The 22,300-nt window shown below is 62.2% G+C and carries 18 protein-coding genes; 6 read left to right on the forward strand and 12 right to left on the reverse strand.

Translation table 11 applies throughout. From position 1 onward, the window contains the following. The first annotated feature begins 44 nt into the window (after positions 1-44). The 3 genes from SB756_RS21005 (at position 45) to SB756_RS21015 (ending at position 3,264) form a co-directional block, all read left to right on the forward strand. Complete coding sequence (locus tag SB756_RS21005) at positions 45-1,133, forward strand: polyamine ABC transporter substrate-binding protein (RefSeq protein ID WP_016499592.1); 1,089 nt, start codon at positions 45-47, stop codon at positions 1,131-1,133. Between the two features lie 13 nt (positions 1,134-1,146). Further along, a complete protein-coding gene (locus tag SB756_RS21010; RefSeq protein ID WP_341798833.1) occupies positions 1,147-2,442 on the forward strand; it encodes an NAD(P)/FAD-dependent oxidoreductase in 1,296 nt (431 codons plus the stop codon). A gap of 144 nt (positions 2,443-2,586) precedes the next feature. Beyond that, a complete protein-coding gene (locus tag SB756_RS21015; RefSeq protein WP_341798832.1) occupies positions 2,587-3,264 on the forward strand; it encodes a DUF3313 domain-containing protein in 678 nt (225 codons plus the stop codon). Between the two features lie 165 nt (positions 3,265-3,429). On the opposite strand, the gene SB756_RS21020 is transcribed toward SB756_RS21015, so the two are convergent. Next, entirely contained in the window at positions 3,430-4,806 is a 1,377-nt protein-coding gene (locus tag SB756_RS21020) for an L-serine ammonia-lyase (RefSeq protein ID WP_341798831.1), read from the reverse strand. A 146-nt stretch (positions 4,807-4,952) separates the two neighbouring features. Here SB756_RS21020 and SB756_RS21025 point away from each other — a divergent pair, with 146 nt between their 5' ends. Further along, positions 4,953-5,894: a LysR substrate-binding domain-containing protein gene (locus SB756_RS21025; RefSeq protein ID WP_341798830.1), complete on the forward strand. Its 942-nt coding sequence runs from the start codon at positions 4,953-4,955 to the stop codon at positions 5,892-5,894. Between the two features lie 79 nt (positions 5,895-5,973). Here the strand turns inward: SB756_RS21025 and SB756_RS21030 are convergent, their stop codons facing one another. The 11 genes from SB756_RS21030 to SB756_RS21080 form a co-directional block, all read right to left on the reverse strand. Then, on the reverse strand, positions 5,974-7,395 hold the full coding sequence (locus SB756_RS21030; protein WP_341798829.1) for an undecaprenyl-phosphate glucose phosphotransferase: 1,422 nt from the start codon (positions 7,393-7,395) through the stop codon (positions 5,974-5,976). 156 nt (positions 7,396-7,551) lie between these two features. Then, positions 7,552-8,310 carry a WecB/TagA/CpsF family glycosyltransferase gene (locus tag SB756_RS21035; RefSeq protein WP_341798828.1) on the reverse strand — a complete coding sequence of 253 codons (759 nt, stop codon included), beginning with the start codon at positions 8,308-8,310 and terminating at the stop codon, positions 7,552-7,554. After that, the gene (locus tag SB756_RS21040) at positions 8,310-9,497 is read right to left on the reverse strand and encodes a glycosyltransferase family 2 protein (protein WP_410911710.1); all 1,188 of its coding nucleotides are present in this window, start codon (positions 9,495-9,497) and stop codon (positions 8,310-8,312) included. The genes SB756_RS21035 and SB756_RS21040 overlap by 1 nt, the downstream gene beginning before the upstream one ends. Beyond that, positions 9,494-10,696 (reverse strand): glycosyltransferase, encoded by a 1,203-nt coding sequence (locus SB756_RS21045; protein ID WP_410911712.1) that lies wholly within the window; start codon positions 10,694-10,696, stop codon positions 9,494-9,496. The genes SB756_RS21040 and SB756_RS21045 overlap by 4 nt, the downstream gene beginning before the upstream one ends. Before the next feature lie 49 nt (positions 10,697-10,745). Continuing rightward, positions 10,746-11,750 (reverse strand): VirK/YbjX family protein, encoded by a 1,005-nt coding sequence (locus tag SB756_RS21050; protein ID WP_410911714.1) that lies wholly within the window; start codon positions 11,748-11,750, stop codon positions 10,746-10,748. Between the two features lie 9 nt (positions 11,751-11,759). Then, positions 11,760-12,737, reverse strand: a complete 978-nt coding sequence (locus SB756_RS21055) for a glycosyltransferase family 2 protein (protein WP_410911716.1) — start codon at positions 12,735-12,737, stop codon at positions 11,760-11,762. Positions 12,738-12,742: 5 nt separating this feature from the next. Next, positions 12,743-13,267 carry a serine O-acetyltransferase gene (locus tag SB756_RS21060; RefSeq protein ID WP_410911718.1) on the reverse strand — a complete coding sequence of 175 codons (525 nt, stop codon included), beginning with the start codon at positions 13,265-13,267 and terminating at the stop codon, positions 12,743-12,745. A gap of 8 nt (positions 13,268-13,275) precedes the next feature. Continuing rightward, positions 13,276-14,232, reverse strand: a complete 957-nt coding sequence (locus tag SB756_RS21065; protein ID WP_016499580.1) for a glycosyltransferase family 2 protein — start codon at positions 14,230-14,232, stop codon at positions 13,276-13,278. Then, positions 14,225-14,842 carry an acyltransferase gene (locus SB756_RS21070; protein WP_016487256.1) on the reverse strand — a complete coding sequence of 206 codons (618 nt, stop codon included), beginning with the start codon at positions 14,840-14,842 and terminating at the stop codon, positions 14,225-14,227. The genes SB756_RS21065 and SB756_RS21070 overlap by 8 nt, the downstream gene beginning before the upstream one ends. A gap of 102 nt (positions 14,843-14,944) precedes the next feature. Next, positions 14,945-16,411 carry an FAD-dependent oxidoreductase gene (locus SB756_RS21075; RefSeq protein ID WP_063424169.1) on the reverse strand — a complete coding sequence of 489 codons (1,467 nt, stop codon included), beginning with the start codon at positions 16,409-16,411 and terminating at the stop codon, positions 14,945-14,947. Positions 16,412-16,647: 236 nt separating this feature from the next. Then, positions 16,648-18,024 carry an oligosaccharide flippase family protein gene (locus tag SB756_RS21080; RefSeq protein ID WP_341798820.1) on the reverse strand — a complete coding sequence of 459 codons (1,377 nt, stop codon included), beginning with the start codon at positions 18,022-18,024 and terminating at the stop codon, positions 16,648-16,650. A 95-nt stretch (positions 18,025-18,119) separates the two neighbouring features. Between SB756_RS21080 and SB756_RS21085 the strand changes: the two genes are divergently transcribed. Both SB756_RS21085 and SB756_RS21090 read left to right on the forward strand, forming a co-directional pair. Next, positions 18,120-19,646: an O-antigen ligase family protein gene (locus tag SB756_RS21085; protein WP_049277527.1), complete on the forward strand. Its 1,527-nt coding sequence runs from the start codon at positions 18,120-18,122 to the stop codon at positions 19,644-19,646. Positions 19,647-19,651: 5 nt separating this feature from the next. Further along, on the forward strand, positions 19,652-22,252 hold the full coding sequence (locus SB756_RS21090) for a cellulase family glycosylhydrolase (RefSeq protein WP_410911721.1): 2,601 nt from the start codon (positions 19,652-19,654) through the stop codon (positions 22,250-22,252). Positions 22,253-22,300 lie beyond the last annotated feature (48 nt).

Here is a 22,300-nt window from a genome sequence, read left to right on the forward strand (position 1 = left end):
CCCAGTACACCGAACTCGAAGAACAAGACCAACGAGGTGTCCCCATGCGTCATCTGCAAGCCCTGATCCCCGCTGCGTTCACCCTGCTGTTCGCCACCACCACCCAGGCCACGCCCTCGGTCAGTGTGTACAACTGGACCGACTATATCGGCGACACCACCCTGGCTGACTTCCAGGCCAGCAGCGGGATCAAGGTGGTCTATGACGTGTTTGACTCCAACGAAACCCTGGAAGGCAAGCTACTGGCCGGGCGCACCGGCTATGACGTGGTGGTGCCGTCCAACCACTTCCTCGCCCGCCAGGCCCAGGCCGGCGCCTTCCTGCCGCTGGACCGCAGCAAGCTGCCGAACTGGCAACACCTGGACCCCAAGCTGCTCAAGCAGCTTGAACAGAACGACCCCGGCAACCAGTACGCGGTGCCCTACCTGTGGGGCACCAACGGCATCGGCTACAACGTCGACAAGGTCAAGGCGGCACTGGGCGTCGACCATATCGACTCGTGGGCGGTGCTGTTCGAGCCCGAAAACCTGAAAAAGCTCAAGCAGTGCGGCGTGGCCTTCATGGACTCGCCCGACGAATTGTTCCCGGCAATACTCAACTACCTGGGCATGGACCCGCGCAGCGAAAAGCCGGCGGACTACGCCAAGGCTGAAGCACGCCTGCTCGAATTGCGCCCCTACATCACGTACTTCCATTCATCCAAATACGTGTCCGACCTGGCCAATGGCGACGTTTGCGTGGCCTTCGGCTACTCCGGTGACGTGTTCCAGGCCGCCAACCGGGCTGTGGAAGCGAAGAACGGCGTAAAAGTCGCCTACAGCATTCCCAAGGAAGGCAGCAACCTGTGGTTCGACCTGCTGGCCATCCCCAAGGACGCCAGCAACCCCGACCAGGCCCTGGCCTTCATCAATTACCTGCTCGACCCCAAAGTGATCGCCAAAGTCAGTGCCACGGTCGGCTATGCCAACGCCAACCCGGACGCCAAGGCCTACATGGATGCATCGCTAGTGCACAACCCCGAGATCTACCCACCCCAGGACGTGCTGGACAAGCTGTACATCTCCAGCACCCCGAGCCCGAAGATCATGCGCGTCATGACCCGCTCCTGGAGCAAGATCAAGTCCAACCGCTGAGCCGAGAACGCCCATGTCTTTCGATTCCCAACACACTGCTTCGTACTACGCTGCCACGGCACGCAACGCGGCGCCCTACCCCAGCCTGGACGACGAACTGACGGCCGATGTGTGCGTGGTCGGCGGCGGGCTGACCGGGGTCAACACCGCCCTGGAGCTGGCTGAACGTGGTTTGTCGGTGGTGCTGCTGGAAGGCCGGCGCATCGGCTGGGGCGCCAGCGGGCGCAATGGCGGCCAGCTGATCCGCGGCATCGGCCATGACGTCAGCGGCTTTACCCGGCATGTCGGTCAGGACGGCGTGCGCTACCTGAAACAGGCTGGTATCGATTCGGTGGCGCTGGTGGCCAGCCGCATCGCCCAGTACGGCATTGCCTGCGACCTGCGCTGGGGTTTCTGCGAACTGGCCAACACAGCTGACCAGTTCGCCGCCTTCAAGGACGAGCAGGATGACCTGGCAACGCTTGGCTATCGCCCCGAGACCCGTCTGGTAGGCCCCGGGCAGTTGCATGAAATCGTCGCCAGCGACCAGTACGCCGGCGGCCTGGTAGACATGGGCTCGGGCCACCTGCACCCACTCGACCTCGTCCAGGGCGAAGCCCGTGCCGCCTATAGCCTGGGCGTGCGCATCTTCGAACAAAGCCCCGTACTGCGAATCGAGCACGGCCCCCGCGTGACCCTGCACACTGCCCGTGGCAAGGTGCGAGCAGGAAGCCTGGTGCTGGGCTGCAACGCCCACCTCGATGAGCTGGAACCGCGGCTGAGTGGCAAGGTGCTGCCGGCCGGCAGTTACGTAGTCGCCACCGAACCCTTGCCCGAAGCACTGGCTACTACCCTGATCCCGCAGAACATGGCGCTGTGCGACCAGAAGGTCGGCCTGGATTATTACCGCCTCACCGCAGACCGCCGCCTGTTGTTCGGCGGTGCCTGCCACTACTCCGGCCGCGACCCCAAGGACATCGCCGCCTACATGCGGCCCAAGGTGCTGAAGGTATTCCCGCAACTGGCCAACGTGCGCATCGACTACCAGTGGGGCGGCATGATCGGCATCACCGCCAACCGCTTCCCCCAGGTCGGGCGCCTGAGTCAGCACCCAAACGTCTACTACGCCCAGGGCTATTCCGGGCACGGGCTGAACGTGACGCACTGGACGGCGAAACTGCTGGCCGAAAGCATCGCCCTGGGCCACAGCCAAGGCCTGGACGTTTTCAGCGCCGTGCCCCACCTGACGTTTCCTGGCGGCAAGGCCCTGCGTTCGCCGCTACTGGCAATGGGCATGCTGTGGTACCGGTTGCGCGAAGCGCTGGGTTGAGTTCACCGCAAACCACGCGGCGCCCGGGAGATCGGGCGCCGCCACTTTTTGCCTTTTCCACAGGGGATTGAACTCGCCCACTGGCCAACTGCGGCGCAGCTGCTAGCGTTGTTCTGGCCGACCTCTCATGGATACGCCTTCATCATGAAATCACTGCCTCGCATTACACTGTTGTGCGCCGCACTGCTTGCCGTGGGCGCCTGCTCCAGCAATCGCGTGGACCCCAAGGATTACTCCGGCTTCCTCAAGGATTACAGCCGGTTGCAAGAAGCCAAGAGCCCGACGGGTGCCCCGGTAATGCGCTGGATCGACCCCAAGGTCAACATCAACCAGTACAGCCAGGTGTTCATCGAGCCCAGCCAGTTCTACCCCAAACCGCAGCCCACCCCGGTCATCTCCGCGCAGACACTGGGGGAAATCACCCGCTACTTCAACGAAGCGCTGCGGCGTGAAATCGGCGGTGTCATGCCGCTGGCCAACGGGCCAGGCCCGGGCGTGATCGTGGTGCGGCCGGCGATCACGGCAGTGTCTACAAGCAACGAGGGCCTCAAACCCTATGAGGTGATCCCCATCGCGCTGATCGCCGCAGGCGTGAACACCGCCACGGGCGGCCGTGACCAGGACGTGGATGTCGGCGTGGAGGCGGCGTTCCTGGACGGTGCCAGCCAGAAAGTACTGGCCCAGGTGGTACGCAAAGGCGCGGGTCAGGAGCTGGAGAACGATACCCAGAAGCTGACCTTGAATGACGTCAAGCCGGTGCTCGATGGCTGGGCCAAGGACATGCGGGCGAGCTTCATTGAAGCCAAGCAGAAAGCCCGCTAAGGGCCGCCCGAACACAATACTTGTGGGAATGGCCTTGCGTCGCGAAAGGGCTGCGAGGCAGCCCCAGGATTCAAGCCTTGATATACAAAGTGTTGGGGCCGCTTTGCGGCCCTTTCGCGACGCAAGGCTGCTCCCACAAAAGACCGCATCGGCCGGTGAGTTTTCCTAGCACTCCACAAAGGCGACTGCCAAGCCGCCGCGCGAGGTCTCTTTGTAGTTGGCATGCATGTCCGCCCCGGTATCACGCATGGTGCGGATCACCCGGTCGAGCGAAATGAAGTGCTCGCCGTCGCCACGCAACGCCATCTGCACCGCGTTGATCGCCTTCACCGCAGCAATCGCATTGCGCTCGATACACGGCACCTGCACCAGCCCGCCAACCGGGTCGCACGTCAGCCCCAGGTTGTGTTCCAGGGCAATTTCGGCCGCATTTTCCAGTTGTGGCGGCGTCGCCCCCAACACCTGGGCCAGGCCGGCGGCAGCCATCGAACAAGCCGAACCCACCTCGCCTTGGCAGCCTACCTCTGCCCCCGAGATCGACGCATTTTTCTTGCACAGGATACCGACGGCCGCTGCCGCCAGCAGGAAGTCGACCACATCGGCATCGCAAACGGTCGGGTTGAATTTCATGTAGTAATGCAGCACTGCAGGGATAATGCCTGCGGCACCATTGGTGGGCGCGGTGACCATGCGCCCGCCGGCGGCATTCTCTTCATTCACCGCCAGGGCGAACAGGTTCACCCACTCCATGGCGCTGAGCGTCGAACCAATCACGTTGGGCTTGCCCAGTTCCTGCAAGCTGCGGTGCAGCCGGGCAGCGCGGCGCTTGACGTGTAGCCCGCCAGGCAAGATGCCTTCGTTGCGCAGCCCGTTATCCACGCACTCACGCATGGCCGCCCAGATGCGCAGCAGGCCTTCACGTATTTCCGCTTCCGGGCGCCAGGCCTGTTCGTTGGCCATCATCAGTTGCGCCACACTCAAGCTGTGTGCTTTGCACAAGGCCAGTAACTGGGCAGCACTGTCGAACTCATAAGGCAGCACAACGTCATTGGCTTTGGCTGCTGGGGCATCAATCTCGGCCTGCTCGACGATAAAGCCGCCGCCAACCGAATAGTAGGTCTGCAGCAGCAGGCTGCTCTCCCCGTCCATCGCTTCCAGGCTCATGGCATTGGGGTGGTAAGGCAGGTTTTCGTCGAGCAGCAACATGTCCCGGCCATACTCGAAGGCCAGCGGGTGGCTGCCATCCAGCATCAGGCAATGCTCCTGCAACACTTGGCCAATGCGCGACTCGATGGTGGCCGGGTCGATGCGGTCCGGCCACTGGCCCATCAGGCCAAGCAGGCAGGCGCGATCGGTGGCGTGGCCAACCCCGGTGGCCGACAGCGAGCCATACAACCGCACTTCGACGCGCGTTACCCGCGCCAACAGCCCCTGCTCACGCAGGACCTGGGCAAACGTCGCCGCTGCCCGCATGGGGCCGACGGTGTGGGAACTGGACGGGCCGATGCCGATTTTGAAAAGGTCGAAAACACTGATAGCCATGCTAATGCCTGACCGTGCCCTGATATGAATCCACAGCACGGTTATCTGATGAAATTGAGCGGTAATGCGATTTTGCGCGATACTGACGCGCTGGCTCATGGATGACCAACGAAACTTTCTAAGCAAGCCTTTAGCAGGACTAAACAATGCGACGGCAACTCAATGGGCAGATGTTCGTCTGGCTGCATGTATTCGCCTGTGCAGCCCGGCATCTGTCCTTTACCCGCTGTGCCGAAGAGCTGCACATCACCCCCGGCGCGGTCAGCCAGCAGATGCGCCAACTGGAAGAACGCCTGGGTTACCGGCTGTTTCTGCGCCGCGCGCGCGGTGTGGAGTTGAGCGCCGAAGGGCAACGCCTGGCCCAGACGGTGGCCGAAGCCTACGGCAGTATCGAGGCTGAACTGTTGCGCCTTGACGCCGGTGAAATTCGCGGCACCTTGCGTGTGCGCTCCATTCCGTCGTTCCTGGCCAAATGGCTCACCCCACGCCTGCCGCGCTTTCAGCAGCGATACCCGGACATCGAGCTGCGCCTGGTGGCCGAAGACAGCGCCCAGGCATTGACCCCGGGCGACTTCGACCTGGCTATCGACCTGAACGATGGCAGCTACCCTGGCATGCTTTCGACACCGCTGCTGGACGAACAGATCTTCCCGGTGTGCTCACCCACCTTGCTGCGCGGGCGCCCGCCACTGCATGGGCCGGCAGACCTGGCGCACTACCCGCTGCTGCATGACATCACAGCCTGGCGTGGCAGTTCGGAGTATGCAGAATGGGAGTTCTACCTGGAGGGGATTGGCGCCGCCGGCCTGAATGTGCGGCGTGGCCATACCTTCAACCGCAACCACCTGACCATCGAGGCGGCAATTGCCGGTATTGGTGTAGCGATCGCCCGGCGGACACTGCTGAATGACGAACTGGAGCGCGGCGCGCTGATCGTGCCGTTTGGCGTGGCGATCGCCAACCACAAACGCTACGTGGTGCATTACCCGCCAGGTGGGTTGAATCAGCCGGGAGCGCGGGCGGTGCATGACTGGCTGGTGGAGGAAGCGCGGGGGTTCAGGGAGTTGCATCCACTGAACAAGGTGTAGGAGCGGCCTTGTGCCGCGACGGGGTGCGAAGCGGCCCCGGCAAGGCCGCTCCTACAGGGGGCTTGCGAGCGTTCGATGATTAGTAAGCCTGCTTGCCGGTAAACGCATTGAGGGTGCGCACCAGAATCACAAAGTCCAGCCACAGCGACCAGTTGTTGATGTACTCGATGTCCGAGTCCACCCGCTGGATCATCTGCTCAATGTCCTTGGTCTCCCCCCTGAAGCCGCGCACTTGCGCCAGGCCAGTCATGCCCGGCTTGATGTTGTGGCGGGCAAAGTAATCGACGATGTCCTGGGAATATAACGTGTCATGTTGCAACGCATGTGGCCGTGGCCCAACCAGCGACATCTCCCCGGTCAGCACATTGAATAACTGCGGCAGTTCATCGAGGCTGGTACGGCGGATGAAAGCACCAATTTTAGTCAATCGCGGGTCATTCTTCTGCGCCTGTTTGACCACGCCATTGTCCGGCTGATGAACATGCATGCTTCTGAACTTCCAGATACGGAATGACTCGCCGGTCCAGCCCGTACGTTCCTGGCGGAAGAAAACGGGCCCGCGGCTGGTGAATTTGATAGCCAGTGCAACGCCAATCAACACAGGCGATGCACACAGTAGTATCAATGCCGCCAATACCCGGTCCTCGAGATTCTTCAGGAACAGGCTCATGCCCGTCAGCGGGGTTTCAGACAGGGTCAGCACAGGAATACCGGCAATTTCTCGCACGCTGTGATTGATCAGGCGCAACGAGAAGATATCCGGCACCCAGTTCACGGCAATGCACTTGTCCAGCAACTTGAAGTACACGTCGTTGATAACCTCGGAGCCCCCCAGCGGTGTCACCAGGTACACGGTGCGAATGCCATACTGGGCAACGATTTCATCCAGATCTGCAATGTGACCGAGCACGGGCAGACGCTGCTTGCCCTCGGCACCTTCGTACGCCTGCTCACCAGCCTTGTCGGTCAGCACACACCCCAGAACCCGTTCGCCAAACCAGGGGTTGTTGCTGATTTTCTGATAAAGGAAATTGGCCAGGTCGCCGTTGCCGATAATCAGGGCATTGTCCAGCCGCGCATGCGCGGTAAACCGTTTTTGCAGTTCTCGAACCGCAAAGTGCAAGAACAACTGGGCAATGTAACCAATGATGAACAACTGCACGACCAACAACCGTGAGTACGTTTCACTCTGTTTAGTGAGAAAGGCCATGACCACAAGAAAACAGAATGTTGCCGACCACGCCTTGAACAGGCGGAAGGCCTTGATCGAAAGGCCGACGTTAGTGCGGTAGATTGCATAATGGTCGTAGATGACGGCCAGTGCGCCAATCAGCAACAGCAACATGATTACATAATCGGAGGTAATGTAACCAAACTGATCATAGATGAGATACCAGGCAATACCGGTTACTGCAATACCATCGAGCCCCGCCTGAATGGCGTTACTTACACTGCTTCTTCTTTGGAGTAAGGAACGACTGCTTCTGGGTTCGAAAACCATTTCAGACCTCATCTATTTGAGCGTAGCAAGTGCCGTCCATCAAACATCAAGTCATGAATACAGCTTATTCAACGCCAGTGAAGCAGGATCGTGCAGCCCCCAAGCCACTGCTTTCACTGTAGCAGCCACCCGCCATCAGCGCGGATTTTGGCCGATTCATACGGTGCCCCTGGCCGAATCGGCTGCCTTGCGGCACAGCAGGGTGCGCAGCAAGAACAACGGATTGCCTACCACATAACGCATGAACAAACGTTTCGGCTCGCGTAACAGACGGTAGGCCCACTCGCCACCCACATGCCGTAACCACTGCGGTGCCCGGCTGACCTTGCCGCCGAGGAAGTCCAGAATCGCCCCGCCGCACACGATCAGGCACGGCCCATCAACGGCTGCCAACCTGGCCGCCACCGCTTCCTGCTTGGGCATGCCCATCCCCAGCACGATCAGTTCCGGTTGCTGTTCCTTGGCCAACTGCAGGTAGGTGTCGATGCTGGCAAAGCCATCGTGGACCGATACCGGCACCACGCCAAACAAGGCTTCGCTGCGCTGCACCGCCTGATTCAGGTACGGTTGCTGCGTGCCCCAGAACGCAACCCGCCGCCCGCGGTATGCCTCCATGAGGCTGGGTATGAAGTCGGTGCCATTCATGTTGAGCCCAGGCTCCAGTCCCAACCGGCGATAAAGGATCGCCATGCCAGAGCCGTCGCGCAACAGCACATCGGCCGCCGACAACGCCTGACAATACTCACCGTCGTGCACCACCAGGTTCATTGCATGGGCATTGACGAACCCCAGCACGGTTGCAGACTTCGGGGCGGCAAGCCGGTCGAGCAGGCACTGCGCCGCGCTGCTGTCAGGCACCACCTCAAGCGTGTCGATAATGCGGTTCCAGCGTTTCTGCCATTGCCACTGAGCCATCAGTCATCATCCCGTTTGGAGCGCACCCATTCGACCTGGCGCTTGATCAGGAACCCCAGGTACAGGGGGATTTTCCTTGCGGCGTAAAAAGGCGCGTACAACAGCACGGAAAACGGGATCAGCTCACGGCAGAAGCGTGCCCACGCCAGCACAACGGCAAGGCCGAGCATGACCAGCGCAGCCAGTGCGATCCACGCAGGCGCCGCATGGCCTGACAGCAGGTAAGCCAGCCAGGTCACCAGGTTGAGCCCCAGCAGCGCCAGCACCAGTAGCGCCAGAGGTGGCACCAACAGGTCCAGGGTCATGGCCAGCAGGCTACCGTTGCGCTGGCGGATGGCGGCCAGCGCACGCTTGGGCGCATCGGCCAGCATCAAGCCCAGGTGGCCATGCTCCCAGCGGGTGCGCTGGCTGTTCATGCCCTGCTGGCTGGCAGGAAACTGGCTGGTGACCAGCGCCTCGGGGCAGAACACCGGCGGCTTGCCCTGCTGGCACAGATCCAGCCCCAGCTTTACATCCTCCACCAAGTGCCCATTGGCCAGGTTGATCAAAGCAAGGTCGTGCCAACCGAATGCCATGCCTGCCCCCATCAGTTGGCACGGTAGCCCCAGCCGCGCCCAGCCACGCGGGCGCACCAGGTTCTTGACCCGCCAGGCAAACTCGGCCACCTGCACCTTCAGCCCGCTACCGGCGGGCGCGCGCATCAGGTACAACGCCTGCACCGGGCGCTGGGCCTGGTGATAACGGTGTGCCAGGCAGTCAATCGCCCCCTCGGCTACCTGGCAGTCGGCATCCACCACAATCACCACCTCGGGCGGGTATTCGGCCAAGTGGCGTACGCCGAAGTCCAGGGCATAGCCTTTGCCACGCAGCACCGTATCAAACCGCTCCACTACCTCGGCGCCGGCCTCGCGGGCCAGCCGCGCCGTGTCGTCCGTGCAGTTGTCGGCCACCACCAGCAAGCGGTCGCCTGGCAGCAACTGCGGGGTTACGCTCGCCAGCGTTGCACGAATGATCGCAGCCTCATCATGGGCCGGTACCAACACTGCCACCCGCGGACGCACGCTGACGCCCAAGGGCCGCGAGCGCGGCGGGAGGCAAGCCAGCAGCATCTGCAGGAAGAAAACGGACACAGGCACAAGGGCGATGACCGCCAGCAGGCCCAGTAACCAACTCAATACAGTCATCATGCGGATGCCTTGAAGTAGCCGGCCAGCTTGGCCGCCTCGGTGTCGATATCATGCCGTTGCAGCACGCGCTGGTAAGCCGCCTCGCCCATGCGCTGCAGCACTTCGGCGGGTTGCGCAAGGCACTCGGCCATGGCCTGCGCCAGTTCGTCCACGGCGCCAGCGGGGAACAGCCAGCCGTTCTCGCCCGGGCGCACCAGCTCAGGGATGCCTGCCACGTAGGTGGTCAGTACTGGCCGGCGCAAGGCCATGGCCTCCATGATCACCACCGGCAAGCCTTCGGCGAAGCTGGGCAATACCAGCGCGCGCGCGGCAAGGATCTCCTCGCGTACCTGTGCGCTGCTGATCCAGCCGGTGATGCGTACGTGCTGCTGCAGGCCGTGCCGGGTAATCAGGGCGTCGATCTGCCCGCGCATCTCACCGTCACCTGCCAGGACCAGTTCGAAGGCGATCGACTGTGCCGCAAGCTGACGTGCCGCCTCAAGCAACAACAGCTGGCCTTTCTGTTCACAAAGCCGGCCGACGCACACCAGCCGTGGCACCGCCGGAACATTGACCGGCAGCACCTCATGGAACGCTCGCTCCAGGCCGCAATGCACCACTTTCACTTTGGCCCAATGCTCGTGCGCCACCCAGCGAAACAGCTGGCTGCGCCCGTAAGAACTCACCGCTGCAACAAAGGCGGCGCGCCGCACCTTCTCGCCCATGTGCAAGAACTGCGGCTTGTCGAACTCTTCCGGCCCGTGCACGGTAAAGCTATAGGCCGGGCCGCCCAGCAGGTTGGCCAGCATCACCACCTCGGTAGAGTTGGTGCCAAAATGGGCATGCACGTGTTTGGCCTCACCGGCCTGCAGCCAGTGCAACACCTGGCAGGCCTCGGCCAGGTACACCAGGTGGTAGGGCCACGCGCGGTCGGCGCGCAGGCCAAGGCGCATTGCCACCCGCAAGGCCTGGAAAAAGCGTCGCGGTTGCGCACGCAGCACCTGCAACGTTGGCGTCAGCAACCCCTTGACGCCGCCTTGCAACACATAACGGGTCCTGGCCCGTTCGCTCGTGTCCTCGGCGTCCTGCAACTCGGCATCCCACCCCCGCAGGGCAATGCGTTGTACCTCTACGCCCTGGCGCTCCAGCGCCAGTATCTCGCGGCGGATGAAACTGTGGCTGACCTTCGGGTACTGATTGATGAAGTAAGCGATGCGCATACGAATCCAGATCCAAACCCGCTTGATGACCCACCTCCCCTGCCAACCTTCACTTAAGGCTGTCGACTACGGGCGGTCGGTCCACTGCCGATGCACTCACAGCAAATGCATCCCCCTGTTTTCCTTGTAGTCCAAGGTTGTGACTGCTGCTTGGCAATGCGGCCTGCAAGCGCGCGAAAACATCGTCGAGCATCGCTTGGCGGCGGCGGTACATCGCCCGTTTCTTCGCTGGAATGTCGGCTTCTGCCCGCTGCGCCTGGGCAAGCGGAAGGCTGAAGAAATCCGCAAAATTCGATGCACTGGCACCGTGTTCCTGCCAGATGACGTCATAGTTGGCGGCAAGGTCCTGGCCTTTGTCGCTGCCAAAATACGCATGCCGATGGTGCCGGCAGTCATCGCTGACCGCATACAGGTGCGTGACACCCAGCGCCCGGGCCAGGCACTTCAGCGCTTCGAGCACCAGGCTGCGCGGGCGCAGGCCTTCGAAGTCCTTGGTCAGGTCGCGGTAGATAGCCAATGAGGTTTCGCTGTCGATGCCTTTGTGGATGCCCTGCACGGCCCCGATGAACAGGCACAGCTCACCCTGGCTGCGGCACAGGGTAAACGCCAGTGAAGCCACGCGCAGGTCGCCCTGGAACAGGTTCAGCACCAACTCGCCTTCGCGTTTGAACCAGATCGGCCGGTCCAGCACCAGGCGACAGCCCGGCGAATGGCTGGCCAGATCGCACAGCGTCAGGCTTTCGTCCCGCCCCAGCAGCAACAGCGCCGGAAACTCGCCGGCCAGCACTTCAAAGTGCGAAGCGACCACTGCCAGGCGCTGCGGTGCTTCCCAGCATTTGCTGAGGTAAGGCCACTGCACCACACCGATGCAGTCCACACCCAGCCGCCGCACGCCTTGCTCGCCGAGTGCCGCCGTGATGCGCTGCATGAAACCATTCAACTCAGGCCACTGCCTGGCAATCTGCAGCATCAACTTGTACTTGTTGTTCAACGCCCGCAACGAGTAGCCCGGTTGCAAGGTAAACACGCTTTTCACGAGGGTGCCGAGCATCATGGTCATCTCTCATTTGTACTCGATCAACGCTGATTTGCCGGCCGCGAAGCGGTGGCGCAAGAACTTCAGCTGGCCGAGCATTTCCGGGAATTTGCCCAACACCAGGAATACCGCCTGCAGCCAGTTTTCGCGCGCCGACTTGCCACCGCGGCGAGCCAGGCGCACGGCCTGCAACGGGTAAATCAATAGCAACAGCAAGCCCCAGCCACCCAGCAGCAGGCAGGCCAGCACGATCACCAAGGGTATGCCCAGGCCCCATAGCCAGGCCCGACGTGACTCGCGCAACCAGTGTTGCTCGGGCGGCTGGCCATGCAGGTAGGCCCCTTCGGCATAGGCGTGGCCGGCACGCAGGCTGCGCCGCCACCACTGGCTGAACCGGGTCATGCCAGCGTCGTGCAGGGTCATTTCGGCGGCCAGGCGCCAGACTTTCCAGCCCTTGGCCCGCAAGCGCACGCACAGTTCAGGCTCCTCACCGGCAATCAGCTCGGCGCGAAAGCCACCGACGGCGGCAAAAGCGTCTGCCCGCATCAGCGCATCGCCACCGCACGCCTTGGCTTCACCGATGGGGGTGTCCCATTCCAGGTCGCAGAGCAGGTTGTACACCGACCGCTCCGGGAAGCGCTCCCGTCGGCGACCACACACCACCGCCACCTCGGGGTGCCGGTCGAGAAACACCTGCGCGGTGGCCAGCCAGTGGGCATCCACCTCGCAATCGCCATCGACAAACTGCACCAGCTGCATCGAAGGCAGCAGCCGCTGCAAGGCGCTGAAGCCTTCGTTACGCGCGCGCGCGGCGGTAAACGGGATGGCCATGTCCAGCGCCAGCACCTCCACCCCGAGGCTGCGGGCCAGGTGCAGCGAGCCGTCGGTGGAGCCCGAGTCGACATACATGACCTTGCCCGCACCGTTCACCAGCGAGCGCAGGCAGCGCTCCAGGCGCGGGCCCTCGTTGCGGCCAATGACCACCACACCGGTTACTGCCGCCATGGGCCTCACTCGGCGGCGGCCGTGGCGGCTGGCTGCCTGGCCTTGATGGTGGCCGGCACCCCTACTGCCAGGCAATTGTCCGGCACATCCATCAGCACCACGGCATTGGCGCCGATGATCACGTTGTTGCCAATGCGGATGCTGCCCAGCACCTTGGCCCCGGTGCCGATATCGACGTTGTTGCCGAACACCGGGGCAATCGGCTCATTGACGTTCTTCAAGCCCACCACCACACCGTTGCGGATGCGGCAGTCATCGCCAAACCGGGCATAGCCACTGACGACGATGCCACCAAAATGGTCGATGACGAAGTTGCGGCCGATCACCACTTCGCACGGCAGTTCGATACCGGTGATGATCTGCACGAACTTGAACAGCACCTTGTAGACCAGCGAGAAGAGTTTGCGCAGCAGTGCCGGGCGCACGGTGTAGCGCCAGCGGCCGAAGCGATACACCAGCAGTACCCAGAAGCCCTGCGCCCCCCAATCCCCGCCATGGGCGCGCAGGTCGGCACGAATATTCTCGAACATGGCTTTACCTACCTTGTCGGTTGGCTGGCGTACCGGGTCTTGAACAACAGTGACCAGGTCGCCCGGCAATGACGCCAGCAGGCCTGAATCGCGCCCCAGCCGCGTCGCTTCAACAGCGCCTTGAGTGCCAGCACCAGGTCACCCAGGGTGACCAGCACCATATGCAGGGCAAGGCCCGCCACCCCGTGATGCTTGCGGAAATACAACAGCTCGCTTTCGATCTGGTAGGACGAGATCTGCCGGCTGGCCGCCTCCAGCTCTGCCACCGACTTGGAGCTTTCGCCCCCGATGTGCACCACCGTGGTATGCGGGTAGAACACGACTTTCCAGCCGGCTTCCTTCACCCGCTTGCAGTGGTCCACCTCCTCGTAATAAAGAAAATAACGCGGGTCGAACAGGCCCACCTTGTCCAGCACTTCGCGGCGCACCAGATAGAAGCAACCCGGTAACCAGTCGCACTCGCGCACCGAGGCGTGGTCCCAGGTCATTTCATCGACCATCTTCAGCCCCGGGAAGAACCGCCCCAGCCCGGTACGCCCGACAAAGACGTTGAGCGGCGTTGGGAAGTAGCGACAACTGGGCTGCAGATCGCCGTCGCGGCCTTCCAGGCGCACCCCCAGCACGCCACACTCCGGGTGGGCGTCCATGTAGTCGAGGGTTTTTTGCAGGGAGTCGGCGGCCACGAAAGCATCGGTATTGAGCAGCAAGGCGTACTTGCCCTTCAGGTGCGCCAGCAACTGGTTATTGGCCCGGCCGAAGCCCACGTTCTGCTTGTTGCTCAGCAGCAGTGCCTCGGGGCACACCTGGGCCATGCGCTGCACCGAGTCGTCGCGCGATGCGTTGTCTACTACCAGGTAACTGGCCAACCGCTCGCTGTCGGCCCGGCGCAGCGCATCGAACATCGGCTGTAGCAGCCCGGCGGTATTGAAGTTGACCACCATGACATCCACAGGTTTGCTAGCCATTGTTGCCGTCCCCGAAGAAGTACTGGCGCCTTTGCGCCATCAACAGCGGTTCAACTTCCGGGTCGTAAGCGCCGTTGCGCTGTTTTACCAGTTCGATCCACGGGTAACTTTCGCAACGCGCCTCGACCCGTTTGATCAACTGTTCGGTGGTGCAGATGAACTGCGCCGGGTTGCCGCCAAACACGGTGCCTGGTGGCACGTCCTTGGTCACCACCGCGCCTGCGGCCACGATCGATTCCGGGCCGATGGTCACGCGGGGCATGATGATCGCGCCATGGCCGATGAAGCAGTTGTCCTTGATATCGATGAAACCGACCGAATCCAGGTGCTTGCCAAAGCGATGTTCGATCAGCAATACCACCCCGTCATGACCGATCAGCGTGCAGTCGGACAAGCCCACGCTGTTACCGATGCGAACCAGCGAAGGGTCGAGAAACTTGCAGCCTGTATTGACGAAGAAGTTGCTGCCGACAGAGTGAAAGTTCCCCCATCGGGCGAGGTAGGCCCCCCATTCAAGACCAGAAGGGTTGCAGAACCTCCTGTAGAACTTGCCCCCTCGCCCGGTTGCATGGGCGTAGTGCGCCACTGCCTTGCGTATCCATCCCTTCATGCTGCCTGGCCTCGCGATCTGAACAATCTGGAGTGTCCTGAGGCGTTCCGGTCTCGTTCTTCTAGGTGCTGACCGCAGCGCTCAACCCATGTACAACCTGCATCATGCAGCGGCGCCGCTAGCCGCTCTCATCCTGGTATCGAGGTGGTCGGCCAGCCGCACGGCAAACTGCAACAACGGCATGGTCGGGTTGGAGGCGCCGCCCTTGGCGAAGATACTGCTGCCGGCGACATACAGGTTCTCGGTACCGAACACCTTGCAATTGGCATCGACAACGCCGAACTGTGGCGAGGCGGCCATGCGTGTGGTCCCCATGTGGTGGGCGTGCGGCGCCATCGTCAGCGGTATCGAAGTGTCGTAGACAAAGTCGTTCAGCTTGACGAAGCCCAGGTCCATTTCAGCGAACTGCTTGGCCAGTTCGCTGCCAATGCACTTGATGGTGTGCCGGTCATCGGCGCTCAGCGCCCAGTTGACATTGACCTTGGCCACCCCCAGTGCGTCCTGTTCGTCCAGCAGCGAAATGCGGCTGTGCAGGTTGGGGAACTGCTCGATCATGGTGCTTATCACGCCGTCACCGGGGCAGCTGAACTTGGCGACGAAGGCGATCTTGCTGGCAACCCCCATGTCGCAGGCCAGGTTCTCGAGAAAATGCTTGACCTCGGCGGTGCGGCCATAGGTCTGCACATCGGCCAGCAAGACGGCGGTGACATTGCCTTTACCGGCCTTGTACTCGTCGACGAAGGCATCGGTGGTGTAATACTGGCGCGGCTCCGGGTCCTGCCCGGACTTGAGGATGAACGTGCCCAGGTCGATGTTCAGATGCTCCATGAAGCATCCGCCGACCAGCCCTTCCTTGCTCACTACGCCTGCTGCCACCAGGGTCTGGCTATTAAGCAACTGCCGGGCGTTCTCGATGGCCCCCGTAGCCAGAATGAAGTGCCTTGCCACCAGGCGCTGACGATTGCGTTCATAGTCGGATAGAACCACCGCAGCCAGGTGGCCGGAGCCTTTGTCGAACTCCAGGTCCACGCAGTTGCAGTTGATGAACACGTCCAGGCCTTTGGTCTGCTCCAGTGCCGTGGCGTACTTTTGCGCAAAACGTGTCGGGGTGCTGAGCAAAAAGCGGTCTGCCTCGAAGTCACCGCCATCCAGGCCGGTATTCATAGCACGAAAATCCGAGCCGGCTGGCAGGTCGACGATGTCCATGGCCGCCGGCAGGTAGCCTTCGATCTCCGAATAGGGAATCGGCCAACCAGGCAAGTCACCTGGCGGGGCGACGGTAAAATCCGATGGGGTGAAAGGCCGGCAACGGCCGGCCCAGTGGTTGGACGTGCCCCCCAGGTAACGCAGGCGGGTCTCCTCGGCATACAGCTCCAGGCCCGTGGATGCGCAGGCGTACAAGCCTTGCGAGTGCGGCGCATACTCGCGTCCACCGCCTTCGGCGAGTAATACGTTCCATCCGGCGGCGGCCAGGCGCAAGCCCAGGGTAATACCCGCCGGGCCGGCACCGATGATGCAGAAATCGTAGTTGTCGCGCAGCGTTTTGTGCTGCTGAAAGTCCTTGATCATGCTGGCTGGTTCCGCAAGTAACGGGACGGCAATACCCAACCGTTGATTATCACGAACCCGGGCGGTTCGACAGGTTTGCCAGCCACGGACGCCGAGACGCCGAACACCGCCCCACCCACACCGAGCAAGACACAACTCTGGAGAAAGCCTCTACGGCCCAACTGCGCAGTACAAAAAGTGAGCTTGCCCATGATCCCGTGACCTGTACCCATGAAAGTTACACCCAGCACGCCGCTTTACAACCAGTCGAAAAAGGCCGTCAGCAGCGCCCCGCACAGAGCCCCGACCAGCAGCATCGGCAGCACTACCAGCTCACGTTTCAGGCTGAACATGCCCAGTTTGCAGTTCACATACACAACCAGCACCAGGGTTGGCACGGCATGCAGGGCAACCCCCCAGATCGCCCACTCCACACCACCAATCGCCAGCAATAGCGGCAGCAGCCCCCATAGCGAGACCAGGCGGATGATGTTGTCCATGGCCTGATACTTGGTAAGGCCCAAGGCAATCCACACCTGATGAGCCAATGTATAGCGCATTATGATGAACGACAGCGAAAGAATTGCCAGCATAGGGCCAGCTTCACGGTAGCGATCATCGTACATCCAGCCAATCAGCAGAGGGCTGGCGGTAAGGAAACCACCGCAGATGAACAGCACCAGCAGGTCGACCAGCAGGCGGAAGCGGTGATACAGCGCTGTCAGGCGTTCCTTGTCGTCGGCCCTTGCAGCTTCACTGAAGGCAGGAAGCGCCACGGCACCGACAATTTTCATCAGCGCGGTCTGCACCGCGCCAAGAATCAGCACGGCAATCGAATACACCCCCAGTTGCGCCGCCGACATGCTGGCGCCAAACCAGATGCGGTCACCGTACATGGCCAGCACGCCAACCATCGACGACAACAGGATCCAGCGGCCAAACACGATCAACTCGGTCAGCGCCGTACGGTCCCAGCGCAGGTGGTTGTTCGGCCCTTCCAGGGCGGTATGCCCCAGCACGGTCCAGGCTACCGCCGAAACCAGGCCAGAGATCACCAGGGCCCAGATCGAATGGGTCAGCAAGCCCAACACCAGCATCACCACCAGGCCGGCCACCTGCGAGGCCAGGTCGACCAGCACCACGCGCTTTTGTTGGAAAGTTCTTACAGCCACATCTATCTTGGTGGACTGGAACCCCCAGATGGCTGCCGACAGGCCAGTTACCGCCAGCACCATCGGTAGCACCGGGGCAGCATAGGTAGAGTCCGCAGGCCATATTTCCGCCAGTTGGGCCAACCAGGCGCCCACCGCCAGCAGCAGGGTGAGGGCAAACAGCAGGAAGCCGCGAATGATCTGCACGGTCCAGGCGGTGTTGAGGAAATCCGGGTCGTCACCCCGGTGACTCTGGATGATGTTCTGGCGCAGGCCGACATCGGAAAGCAGATGCAGGAGTACCGAAACGGTGGTGGCGATGACCATCACCCCGAACATTTCCGGCAGCAGCAAGCGGGCCATGATCAGATTGCCGCCCAGGCGCATCACCTGAGAAGCCACCTGCGAGACCAGGTTCCACGACCCGGCCCTCAAGGCCCGGTTGCGCAGGCTCGCAGCGGCTGACACATCAATCGACGGCATGACTTCAATCTCTGACTGATTGGCTAAAAGTCACTATAGTTTCAATTAGCCACGATGCTAGCCGTTGCCCACCGAGGGAAAGGTGTACATAGCCGATGCCTGAACATTTTCGTGCGTTGATCGTCATCCTGTTTTTGGCGAGCGTGGTCTTCCTGATGGCGCGGCGACCCGCCACCGACCTTATTCCGCTCAGCGACTACAAGCGCCGGCGCAATCTCTGGTTCCTGCTGACGGTGCTGGCCTTTGCCTCGCACAGCTTTTGGCTGTACCTGGGTGCAGGCGCGGTCATCCTGTTGCTTGCAGGGCGCCGCGAGCACAACCCTATGGCGCTGTTCTACATGCTGCTGTTCCTGATTCCGCCGGCATCGGTGCAGGTGCCCGGGTTTGGCGTGGTCAACTACCTGGTCGACCTCAACCATATCCGCCTGCTCACCCTGTGCGTGCTGCTGCCGGCCGCGCTGCAGCTGCGCCGGCAAGCTGACACGTTGCGCTTCGGCCGTACCTGGGCCGACAGGCTGCTGGCGGCCGGGCTGCTGCTGATGAGCGTTTTGTATCTGCGCGAAACCACCCTCACCGACACCTTGCGTCAGGCGCTGTACCTGTATGTCGACGTATTCCTGCCGTACTACGTGGCCAGCCGTGGCCTGCGCCATATCAGCGACTTCAAGGATACCTTGCTGGCCTTCGTGCTCACCGCCTTCGTCATGGCGTTGATCGCCGTGGCCGAGTATGTGCGTCACTGGTTGCTGTACAGCGCCCTGATCGACGCAATGGGCGTGCCGTGGAGCATGTCCGGCTACCTCAGCCGCGGCGGCGCGCTGCGGGCCAGCGTCACCACCGGCCAGGCGATTGCCCTGGGTTATGTGATGAGTGTGGCCATCGGTCTGTTCCTGTTCGTCCAGGGGTATGTGCAACGCCCGCTGCACAGAGCCATGGGCGCCCTGCTGCTGGCCGCCGGGCTGTTCGCGCCGTTGTCACGTGGACCGTGGATTGGCGTCGTGGTCATCGTGGTGGTCTTCATTGCCATGGGCAAAGGCGCGATCAGGCGCCTGGCGCTGCTAGGCGCGGCTGGCATGCTGGCGCTGCCCTTGCTTACCGTCGTACCGGGCGGTGACAAGGTGCTGGACCTTTTGCCGTACATCGGCAACATCGAAAAAGAGAACATCACCTACCGCGAGCGGCTGATGGACAACTCCTGGATCGTCATCCAGCGCAACCCGCTGTTCGGCTCGTTCGACTTCCGCAACACCCCGGAAATGCAGTCGATGATCCAGGGCGAAGGCATCATCGACATCGTCAACACCTACATCAACCTGGCGCTGCGGGTGGGGCTGGTCGGGCTCGGCCTGTTCGTTGCGTTCTTTGCTGTGGTGTTGAGGGGTATCCGCAGGGCCATGCTCACTTTCCCCGACAAGGATGACGAACGACGACAGCTGGGGCGAGTGCTGCTGGCAACACTCATCGGCATTCTGGTGATCATTTTCACCGTCAGCAGCATCACCTTCATACCGGTGGTGTACTGGTCAATCGCGGGGCTTGGCGTGGCGTACATCCAGATGGTCCGCCGGCTGGACGACAGCCCGGCTACCGAGCTGGCCGAAACCGGCCTTCAACCCAGGTAATGTCCATGAACGTGCTTACCCTGCGTCACCTTGTGCAGGCTTCGGCCATGGCTGGCCTGGCTTTGCTGCCGTTGGCCGGCTGGGCTTCGCAGTGGCAGGTCAGTGTCGATGAGCAGAATGGCCTGCCTACTGTGACATACGGCGGCGGGCCGGTGATGAAAGCCAAGTTCGACTTCTGGGCGGCCAACTGGAGCTGGACCGGCTTTTACACCGATTTCAAGGTCAATGGCCCCTACCAGTACACGCTGCTGGGCAAGAACAAGGAACTGGACTTCGACCTGAAGGCGGATATCCGCAAGGAACAGGCACAAACCCTGAGCTGGGCCTTCGACCTTACCGCCCACAGCCGCCAGGCCGGGGTGATGGGCGGCGGCATGGTGTTCCAGTTCGACCCGGCGCAAATCGCCGGCGACATGGGCGCCCCGCAACTGCTGCCCGACAACCGTGGCTGGTCGTGGGGCAAGGCCGACCAGGGTCGGCGCGTCGAAATGCGCTTCGATCCGCCACTGGCCAAGGTCTATTTCGAGCGCGGCAATTCGTCCGAGCTGCGTGCGTTCCTCTACAAAGACCCGATCAACCCCGGCCGACAGCAGCTGAAGGCGGTGCTCAACGTTACCGGCGACATCGAGCTGGGCCCCACCCCCACTGAGCGTTTCGGCCTCGCCGACCCCGCCAGCTGGCCCGATGACCAGCTGGACTGGCGTACCTCGCCGGTGGACCTGTCGTTCCTCAACGCCGCGGAAAAGCCCGCCGGCAGGCGCGGTTTCGTCAAGGCGGTCGGCGAACAGCTGATGTTTGCAGACGACACCCCGGTGCGCTTCTGGGGCACCAACCTGTCTGCCTATTCGCTGTTCAAGAGCCCAGACGAGGAAATCCGCCAACAGGCCAAGCGCCTGTCGGCACTGGGCTTCAACCTGGTGCGCCTGCACCACCACGATTCGCCGTGGGTCAGCCCGAACGTGTTTGGCGACGGCACCCTGGTGCGCGATACCCAGCAGCTCAGCGCCGAATCGCTGCGCAAGCTCGACCTGTGGATCAAGGCACTCAAGGACGAAGGCATCTACATCTGGCTGGACATGCACGTGCAACGTGCGTTGACCGCCAACGACAACATTGAAGACTTCGATGAACTGCCCGAAAAGGAGGGCCGCGCAGACCTGAAGGGTTACGCCTACATGAACGACAGTATCCAGAAGGCGATGCAACGCTTCGCCGAGCAGTACCTGACCCATGTGAACCAATACACCGGCCTGGCCTACAAGGACGACCCGGCCATCGCCGCCGTGCTGATCACCAACGAAAACGACCTCACCCAGCACTACGGTAACGCCCTGATGCCGGACAAGGACGTACCGCGCCATAGCGAGCGCTACATGGCGGCAGCCAAAGCCTTCGCCAGGCAGCATGACCTGCCCGCCGACCTTACCTGGCGTGCCTGGGAGCATGGCCCGTCGAAGCTGTTCCTCAACGACCTGGAGCAACGCTTTGACGCCGACATGATCACCCACCTGCGTGGCCTGGGCGTCAAAGTGCCGATTGCCACGACCAGCACCTGGGGCGGCAACGGCCTGAGCGCACTGCCGGCGCTGACCGCAGGCGATGTAGTCGACGCCCACAGCTACGGCGCCATTGGCCAGCTTGAGAAAAACCCGTTGACCAGCGACGGCATGATCGACTGGATCGCCGCCGCCCAGGTGGTCGGCAAACCGCTCACCGTCACCGAGTGGAACGCCGAGCCGTTCCCGCTGCCCGACCGCCACTCGTTGCCGCTGTATGTAGCCGGCACCGCCAGCCACCAGGGCTGGGACGCCATGATGCAGTACGCCTACAGCCAGCAAGGGTTCAACCCGGGCTGGCGCACGGCGGACAACTGGCACGCGTACAACGACCCGGCGATGATCGCCACCCTGCCCGCGGCCGCCCTGCTCTATCGCCGGGCGGACGTCAAGCCGGCAACGACCCGCTACGTGTTCGCGCCGACGCCCGCCACCCTCTACAACCAGGAGATCACCCCGCGCAATTCGGTACTGCTGCGCACAGCCATGGAAAAGGGCCAGTTGCAGATCGCCCTGCCGCCGACACCGGAACTGCCCTGGCTGAAACCCGCTGCCATCCCGTCTGGCGCACAAGTGTTGCAGGACCCGGGGCAATCGCTGCTGGCCGCCGATGCCACGCAGGCGGTGACCGACACCGGCGAGCTCAAGCGCAACTGGCAACAAGGCATCTACACCATCGACACGCCGCTGACCCAGGCCGCCACCGGCTGGCTGGGTGGTCGCTCGATCAGCCTGGGTGCCGTACAGGTACAGACGAAAACGCCTTACGCCAGCGTCGCGGTACAGAGCCTGGACGGCAAACCCTTGGGCCAGTCGCGTGAGCTGCTGCTGTCGCTGGGCACACGTGCCATGCCCAAGGCCGATGACAAGACGCCGTTCAACGTGGAACCGCTTGAAGGCACTTTGACAATCAAGGCACCCGCCGGTCTGAAACTGTTCGCCCGCGATGCACAGGCACAATTGAAGGCATTGCCGGTGGCCTACAAGGATGGGCAGTACAGCATTACGTTCGACGGCAACTACATGTCCAACTGGCTATTCTTGAAATAGGGCATAGGGCCATCTACGCTCAGGTCACCTGTAGCTGATCATCCCACC

This window comes from Pseudomonas sp. SIMBA_068, from assembly GCF_046534705.1.
Taxonomy (GTDB): Bacteria; Pseudomonadota; Gammaproteobacteria; order Pseudomonadales; family Pseudomonadaceae; genus Aquipseudomonas; species Aquipseudomonas putida.

Excerpts from the sequence above, each read along its gene's own strand:
- SB756_RS21060 (WP_410911718.1), bottom strand. The coding sequence starts at position 13,267 with ATGTTCGAGAATATTCGTGCCGACCTGCGCGCCCATGGCGGGGATTGG.
- SB756_RS21070 (WP_016487256.1), bottom strand. The coding sequence starts at position 14,842 with ATGAAGGGATGGATACGCAAGGCAGTGGCGCACTACGCCCATGCAACC.
- SB756_RS21020 (WP_341798831.1), bottom strand. The coding sequence starts at position 4,806 with ATGGCTATCAGTGTTTTCGACCTTTTCAAAATCGGCATCGGCCCGTCC.
- SB756_RS21030 (WP_341798829.1), bottom strand. The coding sequence starts at position 7,395 with ATGGTTTTCGAACCCAGAAGCAGTCGTTCCTTACTCCAAAGAAGAAGC.
- SB756_RS21040 (WP_410911710.1), bottom strand. The coding sequence starts at position 9,497 with ATGATGACTGTATTGAGTTGGTTACTGGGCCTGCTGGCGGTCATCGCC.
- SB756_RS21005 (WP_016499592.1), top strand. The coding sequence starts at position 45 with ATGCGTCATCTGCAAGCCCTGATCCCCGCTGCGTTCACCCTGCTGTTC.
- SB756_RS21015 (WP_341798832.1), top strand. The coding sequence starts at position 2,587 with ATGAAATCACTGCCTCGCATTACACTGTTGTGCGCCGCACTGCTTGCC.
- SB756_RS21055 (WP_410911716.1), bottom strand. The coding sequence starts at position 12,737 with ATGGCGGCAGTAACCGGTGTGGTGGTCATTGGCCGCAACGAGGGCCCG.
- SB756_RS21045 (WP_410911712.1), bottom strand. The coding sequence starts at position 10,696 with ATGCGCATCGCTTACTTCATCAATCAGTACCCGAAGGTCAGCCACAGT.
- SB756_RS21025 (WP_341798830.1), top strand. The coding sequence starts at position 4,953 with ATGCGACGGCAACTCAATGGGCAGATGTTCGTCTGGCTGCATGTATTC.
- SB756_RS21080 (WP_341798820.1), bottom strand. The coding sequence starts at position 18,024 with ATGCCGTCGATTGATGTGTCAGCCGCTGCGAGCCTGCGCAACCGGGCC.
- SB756_RS21050 (WP_410911714.1), bottom strand. The coding sequence starts at position 11,750 with ATGATGCTCGGCACCCTCGTGAAAAGCGTGTTTACCTTGCAACCGGGC.
- SB756_RS21085 (WP_049277527.1), top strand. The coding sequence starts at position 18,120 with ATGCCTGAACATTTTCGTGCGTTGATCGTCATCCTGTTTTTGGCGAGC.
- SB756_RS21010 (WP_341798833.1), top strand. The coding sequence starts at position 1,147 with ATGTCTTTCGATTCCCAACACACTGCTTCGTACTACGCTGCCACGGCA.
- SB756_RS21075 (WP_063424169.1), bottom strand. The coding sequence starts at position 16,411 with ATGATCAAGGACTTTCAGCAGCACAAAACGCTGCGCGACAACTACGAT.
- SB756_RS21065 (WP_016499580.1), bottom strand. The coding sequence starts at position 14,232 with ATGGCTAGCAAACCTGTGGATGTCATGGTGGTCAACTTCAATACCGCC.
- SB756_RS21035 (WP_341798828.1), bottom strand. The coding sequence starts at position 8,310 with ATGGCTCAGTGGCAATGGCAGAAACGCTGGAACCGCATTATCGACACG.
- SB756_RS21090 (WP_410911721.1), top strand. The coding sequence starts at position 19,652 with ATGAACGTGCTTACCCTGCGTCACCTTGTGCAGGCTTCGGCCATGGCT.